Raw genomic sequence first — 13,592 nt, 5'->3', positions numbered from 1 at the left:
TGCAAATTTGCCCTGTACAACGGGGATAAGTGCAGGGCCTGTCTGCGTTTTTACCTTAGTCGAAAATGTACGCGGGCTCATGTAGGAGCTGCCGAAGGCTGCGATCTTTTGACCTTTAAGAACAAGATCAAAAGATCGCAGCCTGCGGCAGCTCCTACACAGGGATTCAGCGGAAGGTTTGGGTAATGCTGCGGCGCTTGGCGTGCAGTTCGCTGGCGTGGATCAACTGTTCCAGATCTTCGGGGGTGATGTCGATGAAGGCCTCCATGTCGGCCAGCGCCAGCTTGAGGTCTTCGGCGGTGATCGCCTGATTGTCGACCGGTGCAACCAGCGGCGCCGGTTCAGCCGGACGTTTCGGATAACGAATCCGTGTCAGGTTGTTGTAAGCGAGGGCACTGAGCAGCATGCACGCCGCGCCGAGCATCACCGGTTCCATGGCTTTCCAGTCCATCGCGATGGTCGCCGGATCGGCCAGAACCAGTGTCAGTGCCAACGCACCGGCCGGCGGATGCAGACAGCGCAGCCAGCACATCAGAATCAGCGCCATGCCCGCCGCCAGACAGGCGCTGCCCAGAGTTCGGCCGAGCACGTGGGCCACCAGCAACGCCACGACGCCGGCACACAAGTAGCCGCCGAGAATCGACCAGGGCTGGGCGAGGGCACCGGACGACACGGCAAACAGCAACACCGCCGACGCCCCCAGCGGTCCGATCAGGTGATAGGCGACTTCATGGCCAAACACCTGCGCGCACAGCCACACACTGAACAATGTGCCCAATGCCATGCCGATCGCGGCACGGCTCCATTCGGTGGGGCGGGTATTGATGGCGGCGGGCAACCAGCGAGCGAGCATGTGAATCCGATCCTTGCAGCAAATTCGAGGCAAAAAAAAGGACTTGTCCGGCATATCCGGAAAGCCCTCGAAGCGTTCCAACATTGGGGGAGGAACACGCACAGTGTGCCGATCAAAATCGATGCTGACAAATTCATATTAATGCACATTTAGTGCATTAATTTTGAATTGAAGCGACGCGACGGCCACTGACGAAACACAAATAGCCGCCCACCGCCGCCAGTGCGCTCAAGGCATAGAACATGCTCGGCGCCGGTGTGTGCATCAGCAGAAATCCGCACATGACTGGGCTGGCCGCACCACCCAGCGCCGCCAGATTCTGCGCGCCGTAATAGCTGCCGCGCAGGTCTTCCGGGGCCAATGTGTCGACGAACAGAAAGTCGGCCGGGTAAATGATCATCTCGCCCAAGGTGAAGATGAACATCGCCACGCACCAACCGATCAGGCTGTCGGCCAGACTGAAGCCGATCAGCCCGACGATGAACAACGCGGTGCCGCCGGCTATCCAGTGACGCAGGTGTTCACGGCTGAGCAAGCGGCCGATCTGGTACTGCAACAGGATCACCGTGATTGCGTTGCAGGCGAGCAGGGCGGCCATGGTGTCCAGCGTCTGTTGCTGGGTGTGGGTGACCAGTAGGTATTGCGACAGGTACAGGGTGAAACGTCCGTGCACCAGCGTGCTGAGCAGGCAGCCCAGAGTAAACAGGATCATCGTGCGGTCGTTTTTCAGGATGATCAGGGTTTTCAGAAAACTCGGCGGTGCGGCGACTGGAGCAATCGGGCTGGCTTCCCGGCCGGCGCCGAGCAGCAGAAAGATGCTGCCGATGGCAATCGCACCGGCCACGATAAAGGGCGCAGAGGGCTGCACCCCGGCAATCACCACGCCGATCATCGGGCCGACGGCATAGCCGATGTTGGTCAATGTGTAGTTGAGGGAAAACGCCTTGACCCGTTGGCCGACTGGCAGGTTTTCACTGAGGATGGCTTTGGAGCAGATGAGGAACAGCGCCGATGCCGTTTCGCTGATGATCAGCACCAGGGTGACCAGATACAGATTCTGCGCGAAGGTCAGCAGGATCAGACCGATACCGCTGGAGAGCATGGTCAGGATCAGCAACTGGCGTTTGTCGAGCCGATCGATGATGTAACCCCCGTACAACGACAACAGCGTGGCGCTGAACACCGCAATGCCCAGCAGCAGACCGACGTCTTGCGGGTTGAGGCCGAGCTTGTTGCTGAGGAACAGCGTCAGTAGCGGGCTGATCAGGGCGCGGCTGATAACGACGGTCAGCGAGCTGATCATCAACCGGCGGATGAGGCGCGAGTAGGTGGCCACGAAGGGTCAATGTCCTTATTTGAGAATGCCTGGCGGGCGTACGCCATCCTTACCGGGCAATCACCAACGGTCAAGCTGCCATAACACCATCCCCTGTGGGAGCGAGCCTGCTCGCGAATGCGTTGTGTCAGATACATCAATGTTGACTGACACTGCGCCTTCGCGAGCAGGCTCGCTCCCACAGGGGATTTTCGTTGCGTTCAAATCAGGGGCAGGTGCATGGCGCAGCGGCGGTTCGCGGGAAAACCCAGTGCGATTTCGGCCTGTACGGCGTCGTGCAAATAGCCAGCGGTAGGTGCGGACGTCAACTCGACAAACCCCATGCGCTGATAAAACGGCGCATTCCACGGCAGGTCGCGAAACGTGGTCAATGTCACTGCGTTCAACCTCAACGCGCGCGCTTGTTCAATCGCCGCCGAAACCAGCCGTCGACCGATGCCCTGGCCCTGAAAGGCCTGACTGACAGACAACTCTTCAATGTGCAGGTGCTGGTCGATTTCGACTGCGCGGAGAAACCCTGCCAGTTCGGTACTTTCGGCGACCCACACATTCGCCTCCTCGATAGCCCGCACATGTTGCGCAACCTCCGCCACCTCGGCATCCGCCAGCCAGGCCAATTGCGGGTCAAGACGGAACAGCTCGGCAGCCGAGCGTTCGATGGCAGGGAGGGCCAACGCGTCAGCGGGCCTTGCGATGCGAATGATCATGTTCATGTAATTGTATGGACTCGCCCAAGCCGAGGCGTCTGTGCGCCACGGTGGCATTCTTATAGAAGCCAACGACAGCGAGGGCGAGGCCATGAAAAAGCATACGACGAATAATCAGTCTTTGTCAGCCGACGTGTCGGCATGCTCCACAGTCGCAGTGGATCTTGCCAAAAGGGTTTTCCAGGTGGCAGGGGAAGATGCCCTCGGCCTGCTGATATTCGAGGAGAGAATCAAGTCACGCGAAGCCTTTCAGGTATTTCTCCGTGAGCTTCCTCCGAGCGTGACGGTGTTGGTGGAAACCGGGCCCGGTGCTCAAGCATGGGCGCGGTTGCTGCAAGTGCAGGGTAATCCTGTTCGCATCCTGCCCGCTCAACTGGTCGCCAGCCACCGCAGCGGCCCGAAAAATGATCGCAACGATGCTTTGGCTATCTTGCGTGCCGGCCGCGACTGCAAAATCTCGGCGGTGCCGATCAAGAGCGCGGCCGCGATGGCGATGCAGGCTCTACACCGGGCGCGTCAGGGATATGTGCGGCGGCGCACTGCGGTCGGCAATCAAATGCGCGGTTTACTGCTCGAACATGGAGTGGCCATGGCACAGGGCGAAATTGCGATCAGCCAGCTCGTGCCTCGAATATTGGAAGATGCCACCCAACCGCTGCCTGATTTGTTGCGTGAACTGATTGCTGAATTGCTGGGCGAATGGAGTCAATTGGGCGATCGCGTCAACGTGCTGACCGGCCGGCTGGAAATGGCAGCGAAAGAAGACGAGACGGCGAAGCGGCTGATGACGGTGCGCGGTGTTGGCCCGATCATCGCCACGGCGCTGATCGCCAAGCAGACCGAGCCTGAACGGTTCGCCAACGCCCGCTTGTTCGCCGCCTATTTCGGGTTGGTGCCCAGCCAGCACAGTTCTGGCGAGAAGACCCGACTGGGCAAGATGAGCAAGCATGGTGATGCGTATTTGCGCAGTCTGACGATCCAGGGCGCTCATGCTGTTTTAAGGCAACTGCGGCCTGATTCACAGCAGCCGGACGATCAGCGGCTGCAACGCTGGATCAACCGCTTGGGTCGCAAGGAAGCTGCGGTGCGATTGGCTAATCGCAACCTTCGGATTTTGTGGGTGCTGCTGCAAAACGATCAAACATATCGTCGCCAGCCGGGCAACGGCCAGGAGGCGACGATGAGTCACTGATAAAAGAGTTCTGCCACCGAGGCGCTAAGCCGCTTCAACCCCTGCTAAGAACATTGACCCCAGGTCAGACCGTCGCGAATTGATGCCTGAGCTCCTACTGGCCCTTGAGGCCTTACTGTAATCGGCATATCGCGAGCTTACCCAATGTTGGCCAGAAGCCGGTTAACGCTTCCTCGAATAGGCCTTATACATAGATGCAACCGGGTAGCAGTGTTCAAAAGCGGGTTGAATGGTGGGGCGAGTCCATACATAGGAGCTGCCGCCGGTTGCGATCTTTTGATCTGGATTTCAAGAAACAAGATCAAAAGATCGCAGCCTTCGGCAGCGCCTACAAGGGGGGCGGTGTACAGAGTGATGGCGTCATCAAGCGACGTCGGACGCGTGCGGCCACTGCTGCAGCGGGATCGGCAACTTACGCGATTCGCCACGGCCCATCGGGAAGTACTGGAAGCCGTTGCGCGCCAGACGCTCGGCGTCGTACAGGTTGCGCCCGTCGAAGATCACCGGGGTGTTGAGGCGCTGTTTGATCAAGTCGAAATCCGGGGCTTTGAACTGCTGCCACTCGGTGCAGATGATCAGCGCATCGGCCCCGGGCAGTACCGATTCCGGCGTGCCCATCAGCATCAGTTTCGATTCGTCCGGGTAAAGGTTCTGGGTTTCCTGCATGGCCTCCGGGTCGAAGGCGCGCACACTGGCACCAGCGGCCCACAACTCCTCCAGCAGCACGCGGCTCGGCGCGTCACGCATGTCGTCGGTATTCGGTTTAAACGCCAAGCCCCACAAGGCGAAGGTTTTACCTCGCAGATCACCGCGGTAGAACGCGTTGATGCGCTCGAACAACTTGTGTTTCTGCCGCTGGTTGATCGCCTCGACCGCTTGCAGCAAATCGCTGGAGCAATGCGCTTCTTCGGCGCTGTGGATCAACGCGCGCATGTCTTTCGGAAAGCACGAACCGCCATAACCGCAGCCCGGGTAGATGAAGTGGTAACCGATGCGCGTGTCGGCACCGATGCCCTGACGCACCGATTCGATGTCGGCACCCAGGTGTTCGGCGAGTTCGGCGATCTGGTTGATGAAACTGATCTTGGTCGCCAGCATGCAGTTGGCGGCGTATTTGGTCAGCTCGGCGCTGCGCAGGTCCATGAACATGATGCGGTCGTGGTTGCGGTTGAACGGCGAGTACAGATCACGCATCACATCGCGTACGTCATCGCCTTCGCAACCGATAACGATACGGTCCGGACGGCGGCAGTCGGCAACAGCCGAGCCTTCCTTGAGGAATTCCGGGTTGGAGACGATATCGAATTGCAGCAGGCGGCCGACCTTGATCAGGGCTTTTTCGATGTGCGTGCGCAGGGTGTCGCCAGTGCCCACCGGCACCGTGGATTTCTCGACGATGATCAACGGCTGTTCACGATGCCGGGCAATCGCGTCGCCCACGGAAAGCACGTAGCGCAGATCGGCCGACCCGTCCTCACGCGACGGCGTACCCACGGCAATAAACGCCACCCGAGCGTGCTGCACGGCGAGTTTTTCGTCGGTGGTGAACTGCAAGCGTTTGGAGTCCAGCCCTTCACGCACCAGACTGGCCAGCCCCGGTTCGAAAATGCTGACATGGCCCTGGCGCAACAGGTCGACCTTCTTCTGGTCGACGTCCATGCACACGACATCATGGCCGACTTCGGCCAACACCGCCGCTTGCACCAGACCGACGTAACCGCTGCCAAATACTGTGATTTTCATGGAGCACTCCTGAATTCGGGCGCACGAGCCGGACGCGTGTTGATGGTGATGACCCCGAGCATGACCAGCGCCACGCCCAGTGATTTGGTGAAACTGAAGGATTCGTTGAACAGCGGCAGACTGGCCGCCAGCAGATACACCAGCGCATAGCTGATGCTCAGCAGCGAATAAGCCCGGCCCAACGGCAGATCGCGCAGGGCGGCCAGCCAGCAGAGCATCGACAGCGCGTAGGCAAAAATCGCCGCGATGACCACGGCCAGCGCACGCCAGTCGAGGCTGTCAATGTGCAGCCATTGGTCCGGCACGGGCAGGCGGGTCATGCTCCAGCGCATGCCCAGTTGCGCAGCGCTGACGAGGAACACGCTGCCCAGTGCGAAGGTGATGCCACGACGTTGGTTCATGACTGTTGCCCCAGCAACACCACGCCGCCGATCACCAACGCCACGCCAAGCCAATGCTGGCGGTCGATGGGTTCACCGAAGACGAAGCGCGCGATCAGGGTGATCAGGACGAAATTGAGGCTGAGCATCGGGTAGGCGATGCCGACTTCCAGACGCTGCAACACCAGCAGCCAGACCAACAGACCCGAGCCGAGGGCGAGCAGGGCCAGCCATAACCACGGCGAGCGCAGTTTGTCGGCCCAGCCCGACTCGACGCCACGCCAGCTCTCGACGGCGTATTTCTGCGCCACTTGGCCCAGACAGGTCAGCAGGCACGCAGCCAACAGCAGCAACAGGCTCATGACGCCTCCTTGGGCAGGATCATGATCACCAGGTTGCCCTGCTCATAACGGACGCCGTCCTTTGGCAATCTGTCGATTTCGTCCAGTTCGTCCTGCCCCTTGACGCGCATCACCACGCCGACCGCACCGCTGCGGCGTGCCTCGCGCATCCACTGTTGCACGTGATCGGGATCGACCCGCTGTTGAATGCCGTCAGGATAGGCAAGGCCATATTTCAATTCGCCTATCGTGTTGTACAACGCGACTTGCGGGGTTTTCAGGCGCCAGGCCAGTGCGGACGCGGCACCGAGGTCGTTACTCAGCAGGTGGGTGGTTTGCGCCAGTTCGGTGACGTGATGCTTGATGAACTGATCCGGCATCTTGTTGGCGACCACCGACTTCGGCAGCGCCGCCGGCAACACCGCGATCAGCAACAGGCTGCCCAGCGCCGGCGCGGCCCAGCATTGCAGCGGCAGAAAGGCTTGCAGCAGGTTGGCGATGATCCAGCCGATCAGCGCGATAAACACCAGCACCATGCTGTGCAGTTCGTGGTCGTAGACCGGTTTGCTCAGTTGCAGATAGACCAGCGCGATCAACGTGACGACGCCCAGCAACAGATTCAGCAAGCCATTGATGCTCAGCGCCCGACCTTGCTCAAGACGCAAGCGGTCGGCCAGCGCATTGCCCAGCAACAGCGCCATCGGCAGCAGGCACGGCAGGATGTACGTCGGCAATTTGCCGTTGCTCAGGCTGAAAAACAGCAGCGGCATCAGCAGCCACAGCAGCAGGAATACGACTTTGGGCTGAGCGCGGCTTTGCCAGGCTTGCTTGAACGCCGTCGGCAGCAATCCCGCCCACGGCAGACTGAACGCGACCAGCAGCGGCAGGTAGAACCACCACGGCGCGTCGTGTTGCGCATCGTCGCCGGCAAAGCGACGAATGTGTTCGTGCCAGAAGAAGAACCGCCAGTAGTCCGGCTCCTGCGCATGCACCGAGAGCACCCACGGCAGGCTGATCAGGATCGCCACGGCAATCGCCACCGGGCCAAACATCAGCAGTTCACGCCAGCGTTTTTGCCAGAGCATCCACGGCACCGCGATCAACACCGGCAGCAACCAGGCAAGAAACCCCTTGGTCATGAAACCCATGCCGCAGGCCAGACCCAATACGGCCCACGCGGCCATGCGCTTGCCAGTGGTATGACTGACGACGGCAACCCACAGCGCCACCAGGCTGAGGTTGACCCAGAAGGTGAATTGCGGATCAAGGTTGGCGTACCCAGCCTGACCGGCAACAATCGTGAAACTCATGTAGAGCAGGGCGCAGACGCAGCTTTTGCGCGGCTCGTTCCACAAACGCCGGGCGACCAGATAGCACAGCAACACACTCAACCCGGTGCTCAGCGCTGAAGCGAAGCGCACGCCGAACAGGTTTTGCCCGAACAATTGCTGACCCAGTGCGATCATCCAGTAACCGGCAATCGGCTTCTCGAAATAACGCAGGCTCATGAAGTGCGGCGACACCCGGTTGCCACTGAGCAGCATGTCCTGGCTGATCTGCGCGTAACGGGTTTCGTCGGGAATCCACAAGCCATGCGTGCCCAGCGGCAGCAGATAGGCCAGCAAGCAAATGACCAGCAACAACAGTGGCAGCGTCCAGCGTTTAGTCATGCGCCTTGCACTCCCAGCCAGCCTTCACGGCCGTCGAGGGCGCCGCGCTGCACGCGACCTACGGGCAAGGTGTTGAAGAACTCGGGCAGCAAGTCGCCCAGCGGTTTGAAATCGATGTTGCGCTGACGTGCAGCGGCCAGCAATTGACGAAAATCCTCGGCCATCAGAATCCCTTCTACCTCGGCATGAATGGTGTAGACGTTGAGCTGTTGCGGGCGAAAGTGATCGAGGAGGAACGCGTTGTAATCCCGCGCGGCAACGATGGGGCCGACGACTTCGTCGAAAGTTGGCAGATCCACTGGAATCTGTGGCGTGCCCGGCGTGCCGTCGGCCAGCAGCGGACGAAACAGGCGATTGCCTCGGCAATCGCTGTTGTAGCGAAAGTCGAAGGCTTGCTTGGCCTCGATCACGCGCTCGTCCGCACGCCAACCGGCGGCGGCCGAGCACTCGACTTTCTCGCCGAGAATGTCGCTCAAAGTGTCGACGCCCTGACGGATCTGCTCGATCAGTTGCGCGTTGCTCCAGCGCCCGGCATTGGCCTGCCAGCCGTGGTGATCCCACGCATGCAAACCCACTTCATGACCGGCATCCCGGGCCTGACGCATCAGGTGCCCGAGTTCGCGGCCAATCGGTTTGCCCGGCCACGCCGTACCGGCCAGCAGAATGTCCCAGCCATACAGGCCGGCCGCATTGGAGCGGAGCATTTTCCAGAGGAACTGCGGGCGGATCAGGCGCCACAGATGCCGGCCCATGTTGTCGGGGCCGACACTGAAGAAGAACGTCGCCTTGATCTGCGCTTCATCGAGCATTTCCAGCAAGCGCGGCACACCTTCTCGGGTGCCGCGATAGGTATCGACGTCGATACGAAGGCCTGCCTGCATTAGCGCTTGTCCGCTTGTTCGAGCATGGCTTCACGCAAGAAGAAATCCAGTGTGTTGCCAATGGTCTCGCGCATCTCCACGGTCGGCGTCCAGTCGAGCAGGCGCTTGGCGTTGGCGATGCTGGGTTTGCGGTGTTCGACGTCCTGGTAACCCGCACCGTAGAACGCCTTGCTTTCCACGTCGCGGAAACCGGCGAACGGTGGGAAGTTGTCGCGCAACGGATGCGCTTCGAACTGACGCAGCAGCTCTTCGCCCAACTGACGGATGCTCGCTTCGTTGTCCGGGTTGCCGATGTTGATGATCTGGCCGTTGCAGACGTCGTTGTCGTTATCGATGATCCGCGCCAAGGCTTCGACGCCGTCAGCGATGTCGGTGAAGCAGCGTTTCTGCTCGCCGCCGTCGAACAGGCGAATCGGCGTGCCTTCGACCAGATTGAGGATCAGTTGAGTGATGGCGCGCGAACTGCCGATGCGTGCCGAATCCAGACGATCAAGGCGCGGCCCCATCCAGTTGAACGGGCGGAACAGGGTGAAATTCAAGCCCTTGGCGCCGTACGCCCAGATCACCCGGTCCAGCAGTTGCTTGGAGACGGAGTAGATCCAGCGCTGCTTGTTGATCGGGCCGACCACCAGGTTGGAGGTGTCTTCGTCGAAGTGCTTGTCCTGGCACATGCCATAGACTTCCGAGGTCGACGGGAAGATCACGCGCTTGTTGTACTTGACGCAGTAGCGCACCAGTTTGAGGTTTTCTTCGAAGTCGAGCTCGAACACGCGCAGCGGGTTGCGGGTGTATTCGATCGGCGTGGCGATGGCCACCAGCGGCAGCACCACGTCGCACTTCTTGATGTGGTACTCGATCCACTCGGAGTGAATGCTGATGTCGCCTTCGACGTAGTGGAAGTGCGGATGGCTGCGCAGACGGTCGATGGCGTCGGAACCGATGTCCAGGCCATAGACTTCATAGCGGTCATCACGCAGCAGGCGTTCGGACAAGTGATTGCCGATAAAACCGTTGACACCGAGGATCAGCACCCGCGTACGGCGTGGCCCACGGCCGGACTCGGCGCCGCGCAGCAGCGAGCCGTCGACCAGACCGAGTTCACTGGCCAGTTGCGGGCCGCTGAGGAACAGGCCGCTGTCATTGCGCTGGCCGGAGAGGATCACCAGCGAATCTTCACCGCAGGCAATGCGCAGTGGATCGACACTGATCACCCGGCCCGGCGCCTGGCCGTCATTGCCTTTGACGACTTCGGCGCTCCAGACGATGAGTTTGTGCTCACCGACCGCGCAGAAAGCACCCGGATACGGTTGAGTCACCGCACGCACCAGGTTGAACAGTTGCTCGGCGGGTTTGGCCCAGAGCAGTTTGCCGTCCGCCGCCATGCGACGCCCGAATACTGTGGCCTTCGATTCGTCCTGTGCGGTTTCGCTGATCTTGCCTTGCAGCATGGCTGGCAAAGTGTCGCGCAGCAGATCCGTCGCGGCGATGCGCAGCTTGCCGTGCAGGCTCAACGCGGTGTCGCTGCGTTCGATGGCCACGCGTTGTTGAGCGACGATGGCGCCGGCATCGGCACGTTTGACCATGCGGTGCAGGGTGACGCCGGTTTCGCTTTCGCCGTTGACCAGCACCCAGTTGGCTGGGGCGCGGCCACGGTAGCTCGGCAACAGAGAACCGTGCAGGTTGAACGCGCCTTTTTTTGCGGTGGCCAGCAACGATTCGCTCAGCAGGTGGCGGTAGTAGAAGGAAAACACGTAGTCCGGATTGAGTTTGGCGATCCGCTCGATCCACAACGGGTGGTTGACGTCTTCCGGGGCGTGCACCGGAATGCCTTTGCGTGCGCACAGTTGCGCAACCGAGGCGTAGAAGGCGTTCTCTTTCGGGTCGTCGGCGTGAGTGAACACCGCCGCGATGTCATAGCCGCTGTCCAGCAGGGCTTGAATGCCGGCGCAGCCGATATCGTGATAAGCGAAGACAACCGTTTTTGCGCTCATGAGAGAACCTGATCATTGGAGGAGGAGAGACCGTCGACGGTGATGGCGCGCGGCGGCATGGCGGGTTGGCCGCGCAAGACTTTTTCCACGAAGAAACGCGGGCGGGCGCGCACGTCGCTGTACATGCGCCCCAGGTATTCGCCGAGCAGGCCCATGCCGATGAACTGGCCACCGGTGAACACGAACAACACCGCGAACAGCACGAACATGCCGTCACCGGCCCAGCCGGCACCGAACACCAGGCGCAACACGATCAGTGCGGCGGCAAACAGCACGCCGAGGCCGGCCATGGCGAAGCCGACAATGCTCAGCAGGCGCAGCGGCGTGGTGGTCATGCAGGTGATCAGGTCGAACATCAGATTGATCAAACGCATCGGGCTGTACTTCGAATCGCCGTGTTCACGCTCGGCGTGGGCGACGACAATCTCGGTGGTGTGGCGAGCGAAGCTGTTGGCCAGAATCGGAATGAAGGTGCTGCGTTCACGGCAGGCGAGCATCGCGTCGATGATCGTGCGCCGGTAAGCACGGAGCATGCAGCCGTAGTCGCTCATGGCGACGCCGGTAGAGCGCTGCACGGCGAGGTTGATCAGCTTCGACGGATAGCGGCGCAGGGCCGAATCCTGGCGGTTGCCGCGCACGGTGCCGACCACGTCGTAACCCTTTTCGGCTTCGGCGACCAGCCGGGGGATTTCTTCCGGCGGGTTCTGCAGGTCGGCGTCGAGGGTGATGACGACATCGCCTTTGCACTGCTCGAAACCGGCCATGATTGCCGCGTGCTGGCCGTAGTTGCGGTTGAGGATGACCGCCACGAACGGGCTGTCTTCACGGCTCGCGGCTTCTTCCAGAAGGTGGGCGGAATCGTCACGGCTGCCGTCGTCAACGAGGACGATTTCATAGTCGTGACGCAGCATCCGGCAGGCAGCTTCGGTACGGCGCAGCAGTTCCGGCAGGCTGTCCTGTTCGTTGTAGACCGGGATGACGATCGACACACAGCGGATCGGATAGGTTTTCACGGGCGTTTGTCCATAAGGGTGGCGATGGCGCCGACCACGCGATCAAGGTCCTGATCGCTCATGTCGGGGAACAGCGGAATCGAACACAGCCGCGCCGAGTTCCATTCGGTGTCGGGCAGGTAGAGGTCGGGGTCACGCTGGCGATACCAGGTGTGCAGGTGGGTGGCGATGAAATGGATACCGGTGCCGATGCCTTGGTCCTGCAAACCTTTCATAAAGGCTTCGCGGTCCATGCCGCAGCGCTCGCTGTCGATGCGCAGGATGAACAGGTGCCAGGCGTGGGTCTGCGCGTAGGCGGGCAGGGCCAGCGGTTGCACCGGCAGGCCTTCGAGTTTTTGCCGGTAGGCGGCGGCCAATTCAGAGCGACGGGCGTTGATCGCGTCCAGACGCTCAAGCTGCACCAACGCAATCGCGGCGTTGATGTCGGCGAGGTTGTATTTGAATCCCGGTTCCATCACCTGGGCCTGCGGCTTGCGGCCACCCGTCAGGCGATCGTAGGCGTCAACGCCCAGACCATGGAACTTGAGCATGCGCACGCGATTGGCCAAGGCCTCGTCGTCGGTGACGAACATCGCGCCTTCGGCACAGGTCATGTTCTTGATCGCATGGAAGGAGAAAATCGCCGTGCCCTGCGAGCCGACGTGGCGACCCTTGTAACGGGTGCCTGCAGCGTGGGCGGCGTCTTCGATAACGGCGATGCCGTGTTTGTTGGCCAGCGCGTACAGCGGATCAAGATCAAACGCGGCGCCGGCGTAATGCACCGGGATGATTGCTTTGGTGCGCGAGGTGATCGCCGCTTCGATGCGCGCGGCGTCGGTCATCAAGGTGTCGCGATCAACATCGACGAATACCGGTGTGGCGCCGAGCAGCGAGATCATGTTGGCCGTCGACACCCAGGTCTGCGACGGGGTGATGACTTCGTCGCCCGGGCCGATGCCCAAAGCCAACAAGGTGATGTGCATGCCACCGGTGGCCGAGGAAAGTGCCACGGCGTGTTTGCAACCGACATAGTGTGCGAACTGTTCTTCCAGTGCCTGGTTTTTAGGGCCGGTAGTAATCCAGCCCGAACGTAATACTTGTTCGACGGCGGCTATTTCTTCTTCGCCGATACTCGGACGGGAAAACGGCAGAAACGCTTGACTCATAAGAACCTCGGGGCGACAGCCATCCTTCAGCCGATTGTCTGAAAAACGCGGAATTTCAAAGGGTTGAGTTACCGGTCGGGGAATACCTGATTGACTTTCCAGTCCGCGGCCGGCAGGGTTGCAGGCCTTTCGGGGCAACCTGTTGTAACTAAGGTTATGCGCGTTTTTGTCAAAGGAACATGAAAAAACGGTCGGCGATTCGTCTATCTGTAAGCCATACAGCCGCCGTTCAGACTTCTTCCGTTCATCGGCTGTTTTAGTCGGAAAGTCTTACGGAAGAGTCGCTCTTTATATAAGTTTGTTTGCACTTTTAAGTTGTTTTGTTGAACTGTTTTCTATT

At 60.4% G+C, this 13,592-nt stretch carries 12 protein-coding genes; 1 reads left to right on the top strand and 11 read right to left on the bottom strand.

Annotated elements, in window-relative coordinates; genetic code table 11:
• Nucleotides 1-166: 166 nt before the first annotated feature.
• The 3 genes from AB4N44_RS03280 to AB4N44_RS03270 all read right to left on the bottom strand — a co-directional run bounded on the left by AB4N44_RS03280 (nucleotide 167) and on the right by AB4N44_RS03270 (nucleotide 2,902).
• Nucleotides 167-853, bottom strand: a complete 687-nt coding sequence (locus AB4N44_RS03280) for an HPP family protein (RefSeq protein ID WP_460110238.1) — start codon at nucleotides 851-853, stop codon at nucleotides 167-169.
• A gap of 157 nt (nucleotides 854-1,010) precedes the next feature.
• Nucleotides 1,011-2,189 (bottom strand): MFS transporter, encoded by a 1,179-nt coding sequence (locus AB4N44_RS03275; RefSeq protein WP_127927782.1) that lies wholly within the window; start codon nucleotides 2,187-2,189, stop codon nucleotides 1,011-1,013.
• 200 nt (nucleotides 2,190-2,389) lie between these two features.
• Complete coding sequence (locus AB4N44_RS03270; RefSeq protein WP_460110240.1) at nucleotides 2,390-2,902, bottom strand: GNAT family N-acetyltransferase; 513 nt, start codon at nucleotides 2,900-2,902, stop codon at nucleotides 2,390-2,392.
• Between the two features lie 127 nt (nucleotides 2,903-3,029).
• On the opposite strand from AB4N44_RS03270, the gene AB4N44_RS03265 reads away from it, so the two are divergent.
• Nucleotides 3,030-4,088, top strand: a complete 1,059-nt coding sequence (locus tag AB4N44_RS03265; RefSeq protein WP_460111625.1) for an IS110 family RNA-guided transposase — start codon at nucleotides 3,030-3,032, stop codon at nucleotides 4,086-4,088.
• 363 nt (nucleotides 4,089-4,451) lie between these two features.
• Here the strand turns inward: AB4N44_RS03265 and AB4N44_RS03260 are convergent, their stop codons facing one another.
• From AB4N44_RS03260 to arnB, 8 genes are read right to left on the bottom strand one after another with little or no spacing between them, the layout of a single operon-like run.
• Nucleotides 4,452-5,831, bottom strand: a complete 1,380-nt coding sequence (locus AB4N44_RS03260; RefSeq protein ID WP_134175313.1) for a UDP-glucose dehydrogenase family protein — start codon at nucleotides 5,829-5,831, stop codon at nucleotides 4,452-4,454.
• Nucleotides 5,828-6,232 carry a 4-amino-4-deoxy-L-arabinose-phosphoundecaprenol flippase subunit ArnF gene (gene arnF, locus AB4N44_RS03255; RefSeq protein ID WP_150775961.1) on the bottom strand — a complete coding sequence of 135 codons (405 nt, stop codon included), beginning with the start codon at nucleotides 6,230-6,232 and terminating at the stop codon, nucleotides 5,828-5,830. The genes AB4N44_RS03260 and arnF overlap by 4 nt, the downstream gene beginning before the upstream one ends.
• Complete coding sequence (gene arnE, locus AB4N44_RS03250; protein WP_127927774.1) at nucleotides 6,229-6,573, bottom strand: 4-amino-4-deoxy-L-arabinose-phosphoundecaprenol flippase subunit ArnE; 345 nt, start codon at nucleotides 6,571-6,573, stop codon at nucleotides 6,229-6,231. Before arnE ends, arnF begins: the two co-directional genes overlap by 4 nt.
• Nucleotides 6,570-8,222 (bottom strand): lipid IV(A) 4-amino-4-deoxy-L-arabinosyltransferase, encoded by a 1,653-nt coding sequence (arnT, locus tag AB4N44_RS03245; RefSeq protein ID WP_460110243.1) that lies wholly within the window; start codon nucleotides 8,220-8,222, stop codon nucleotides 6,570-6,572. Before arnT ends, arnE begins: the two co-directional genes overlap by 4 nt.
• Nucleotides 8,219-9,103: a 4-deoxy-4-formamido-L-arabinose-phosphoundecaprenol deformylase gene (gene arnD, locus AB4N44_RS03240; RefSeq protein ID WP_455805362.1), complete on the bottom strand. Its 885-nt coding sequence runs from the start codon at nucleotides 9,101-9,103 to the stop codon at nucleotides 8,219-8,221. Before arnD ends, arnT begins: the two co-directional genes overlap by 4 nt.
• Nucleotides 9,103-11,094, bottom strand: coding sequence for a bifunctional UDP-4-amino-4-deoxy-L-arabinose formyltransferase/UDP-glucuronic acid oxidase ArnA (arnA, locus tag AB4N44_RS03235; RefSeq protein ID WP_460110245.1), 1,992 nt, complete (start codon nucleotides 11,092-11,094; stop codon nucleotides 9,103-9,105). The genes arnD and arnA overlap by 1 nt, the downstream gene beginning before the upstream one ends.
• The gene (arnC, locus tag AB4N44_RS03230; protein ID WP_127927766.1) at nucleotides 11,091-12,107 is read right to left on the bottom strand and encodes an undecaprenyl-phosphate 4-deoxy-4-formamido-L-arabinose transferase; all 1,017 of its coding nucleotides are present in this window, start codon (nucleotides 12,105-12,107) and stop codon (nucleotides 11,091-11,093) included. The genes arnA and arnC overlap by 4 nt, the downstream gene beginning before the upstream one ends.
• On the bottom strand, nucleotides 12,104-13,252 hold the full coding sequence (gene arnB / locus AB4N44_RS03225; protein ID WP_460110247.1) for a UDP-4-amino-4-deoxy-L-arabinose aminotransferase: 1,149 nt from the start codon (nucleotides 13,250-13,252) through the stop codon (nucleotides 12,104-12,106). Before arnB ends, arnC begins: the two co-directional genes overlap by 4 nt.
• Nucleotides 13,253-13,592: the final 340 nt, after the last annotated feature.

This window comes from Pseudomonas sp. S3_C06 (genome assembly GCF_054667675.1).
The sequence above is the reverse complement of the archived record's forward strand: the minus strand, read 5'-3'. Positions and strand labels throughout refer to the sequence as shown.

What these genes read in the sequence shown, in the direction of transcription:
- AB4N44_RS03280 (WP_460110238.1), bottom strand. Translation starts at nt 853, where the DNA reads ATGCTCGCTCGCTGGTTGCCCGCCGCCATCAATACCCGCCCCACCGAA.
- AB4N44_RS03270 (WP_460110240.1), bottom strand. Translation starts at nt 2,902, where the DNA reads ATGAACATGATCATTCGCATCGCAAGGCCCGCTGACGCGTTGGCCCTC.
- AB4N44_RS03260 (WP_134175313.1), bottom strand. Translation starts at nt 5,831, where the DNA reads ATGAAAATCACAGTATTTGGCAGCGGTTACGTCGGTCTGGTGCAAGCG.
- arnF (WP_150775961.1), bottom strand. Translation starts at nt 6,232, where the DNA reads ATGAACCAACGTCGTGGCATCACCTTCGCACTGGGCAGCGTGTTCCTC.
- arnE (WP_127927774.1), bottom strand. Translation starts at nt 6,573, where the DNA reads ATGAGCCTGTTGCTGCTGTTGGCTGCGTGCCTGCTGACCTGTCTGGGC.
- arnT (WP_460110243.1), bottom strand. Translation starts at nt 8,222, where the DNA reads ATGACTAAACGCTGGACGCTGCCACTGTTGTTGCTGGTCATTTGCTTG.
- arnD (WP_455805362.1), bottom strand. Translation starts at nt 9,103, where the DNA reads ATGCAGGCAGGCCTTCGTATCGACGTCGATACCTATCGCGGCACCCGA.
- arnA (WP_460110245.1), bottom strand. Translation starts at nt 11,094, where the DNA reads ATGAGCGCAAAAACGGTTGTCTTCGCTTATCACGATATCGGCTGCGCC.
- arnB (WP_460110247.1), bottom strand. Translation starts at nt 13,252, where the DNA reads ATGAGTCAAGCGTTTCTGCCGTTTTCCCGTCCGAGTATCGGCGAAGAA.